Here is a 3,045-nt window from a genome sequence, read left to right on the forward strand (position 1 = left end):
CATCGGCAGTGACACCGCAACCGCTTGAGGATGTCACTCTCGATCTGAAAGGTCTTTATGCTACTTCCCCGATCGCTCTGGTCGGCTGCCTCATGACAGGTATTGCCAACGGAGCCTGGGGGACGCTCGGAGCCGTCTATGGTGCCCGCATCGGAATTGGCAACGCGGGTATTGCACTGATGGCAAGCGTAGTTGTGCTCGCCGGTGCCGCTCTCCAGTTTCCCGCGGGTCGGCTGTCCGACATCACCGACCGCCGCTTTGTGCTGGCGGGCGCGGCGGTCGGAGCGGCCGCATTCGGACTTCTCATCTTCGTACTCCAGCCACGATCGGCGGCACTCGTGATTGTCACCACCGCAGCCTACGGGGGCCTGGCCTACACCCTCTATTCGGTCGCAGTGGCGCATGCAAACGACCACGCCCGCCCGGACGAGTTCGTCAAGGTGTCGAGCGGTCTGCTGTTATTCTATGGGTTCGGCACAATTGTCGGGCCGATGCTGGGAGCCGCGGTGATGACCAAGATGCGACCGGAGAGCCTGTTCCTCGCAACGGCCCTCCCTCACGCAGTGCTCGCCGCATATGCTCTCCTGCGTATCAGCCGCCGCGCTCCGGTATCGCAGGCTGCAAAGGGGGCGTTCAGGACACTGCCGGCCGAACGGGCTGTCACGCCCGAGTCGCTGCGGCTCGATCCACGCACCGTCCCGGCCGCAGAGTGAAACAAAGCATGCGCGGCAGCATAGTTCGGGTCGAGCAGACGCACTGAGCCCGTTTCGCGGACTACGATCAGACTGGCTGTCCGCCTCCTTCAGGCACCAGATGTGGTGGCGGCCTTGCTTGCGTACGGCACCCTCGACCTCCTGTCATCGGGCGATGACAACACGGCGTAGGCGATCAGTGGGGCGATGCTGGCATAGATGCCGGTCTCGGGGGGCAGTCCGGCGATAGCGGGATAGGCGCGACCGCCAGCCCGCGCGAGCGCGAGATTGTTGGCTGGACTCTTGCGGCTCCTCGGTTGCCGGTGTTTACGAGCCTCTCAGGCTATCGACTGGGCTGGTTGCGTAGCGACGTGTCGGCCGGACTCGCTATGGCAGCCGTGGGGCCTCCTTGTCGTTTCCGAGCAAGTGACATTGGTGGCCGATAAGATGCTGGCAATCGGCGCCATCGGCATCGGGCCAGTTCGGCGCGCTGGTCGCGAAGGTGCAGTGGATGTGCCACCAGCGAGCGGGTAAGGACAGGAGGAAGAACTCATCGCCGCGACGGCGACGAACTCCGAGCCGCAAGGATGTCGTTCGAATGCCGCCGATCCGCGCCCTCGTCACACGGTTCAGTGGCGTGTGACCTCCGTCGAAAGCCCGGCTTCTCGCAATGCTGCCAAGACCTTGTCGGCCAGGTCGGGATTGGCGTTGACGCCGGCCAAGTCGGCCAGAATGCCGCCGCCGCGACAAGGAGCGAGTTCAACAATCCTCTGGACAGCCCGGGCGGCCTCTTCCTTCCGCCCTAGGCGAACGAGGGAGATCGCTCGGGCCACAAAGCCATGCGTCACGTCCGGCATGTCCACATCACGCGCTTCGGCCAGCGCCTCTTCGTAGCGTCCGTTCACGAAATGATAGAGGGACAATCCCACGCAGTTGGCGCCGAGCCGCGACAGTTGTTGTGCGGAGGCCTTCTCGAGCAGTGGAACTCCTTTGCCCCATTCACCCAGCAAGGACCAGATCAGACCCAGATCGGTCATGATGTCTGTCGCGTTGGGGTTGAAGGCGAGGGCCATCTGCATGGCCTTCAGGCTGGCGGGCACGTCCTGAGCAAACCAATAAGCCAGTCCCCGAGCATGATGGCCGCGGCTGGAATCGGGAGCCAGTTGGACCGCCCTATCCGCAAGCTCTATGGCCTGCCGGCGCAGTCCAGAGGGGGACTCCGTGGGTGCGAACCCAAACCGATGCCCATCGGTGTACAGTTGAGACAGGCAGGCGAACGCCTCGGCATAATCCGGGTTGGTGATTGCGGTTCGTTCGAGACACTGACGCACACCTGAAAAGAGGTCCCTCCGGTAGGTCCGCTTGTACTCGTAAAACCTGATGACGCACTCGACAGGACTTAGGGACCGCGGTTCCTTCGCTTGGGCAGCGGCATTGGCTATGCTGCTGATGACGCCGTAGGGTTGTGCCAACGCGCGCACGAGCGAATTCGCCACCTCGTCGCGGATGCTCAGCACGTTCCCGCATTGGAGGTCTCGTTCGAAGCTCTGCCCCCAGAGCACCCGCCCGGTCCGCGCTTGAACTAGAACGGCTTTCACGTTGAGAGAGCCGGCGAAGAGTGCGGTGCTGCCGCTCAGGACAAACTCCCCATTCGCATTGCGGCGTTGCTCACMGGCTGCCGCCGATGCGTAATGCGCGTCCGAAGGCCGTTCAAAGACGGCGATTTCGGGGAAACGAGCTAGACCGATTGTGACCTGTTCGGCAAATCCGCGATTGAAATGCAGGAACATAGATTGATCGCCTTCGGCATCAAATGGCGCCACAAGGATCGTCGACGCGCGCTCCGTTCCAGCCGGTTCGCTGGGGGCATTCGCCTGTGCGTCACCAGCTGACGGTGACCAGAGGGCAGCAGTCTGAAACTCGGGCACATAGCCGCCTTTCGGCATGGCAATCCTGATCGAGCTGTTGTCGCCGCAGGTGAGATAGAAGCGCTCAAGCGATCTGCGCAACCGGCGGGCTTCCATCCGTACCACCGGATCAAGCTGGGGATCGAAGTTGACGTCGCGGCCAAACACTTCGGTCGCGATGTTGTATGCCTTGATGCGCCCTCCCCTGCCTGCCAGCGCTTCTTCGACCACATATGCAAGGAACCGCCGATTGCGCTCTGACGCGTCGAACCGAACGGAATCCACCACGCGGTCCAACTCGCGGTGGATTTCATCGGAGCGCGATGTTGCAGGATCAGCAGTCGCTGCGCCGTCATAGCGGTCCAACGCAGCGGCGGGAGAAGGGGTAGTCAGGCAGCGTATCTCGTCCGCGTCAATCATTTCGACCCTCCACGAAGGCAGAGACC

Annotated in this window: 2 protein-coding genes; one reads left to right on the forward strand and one right to left on the reverse strand. The window is 62.7% G+C overall.

What is annotated here, in order from left to right; all coding sequences use genetic code 11:
* Positions 1–713: MFS transporter (locus tag ACXJ7R_RS28850; protein WP_457154801.1), on the forward strand; the 713-nt coding region annotated here is incomplete at its 5' end.
* A 608-nt stretch (positions 714–1,321) separates the two neighbouring features.
* Here the strand turns inward: ACXJ7R_RS28850 and ACXJ7R_RS28855 are convergent.
* On the reverse strand, positions 1,322–3,045 hold a 1,724-nt coding region (locus tag ACXJ7R_RS28855; protein WP_457154802.1), incomplete at its 5' end, for a tetratricopeptide repeat protein.

The organism is Mesorhizobium sp. P5_C1, assembly GCF_054049815.1.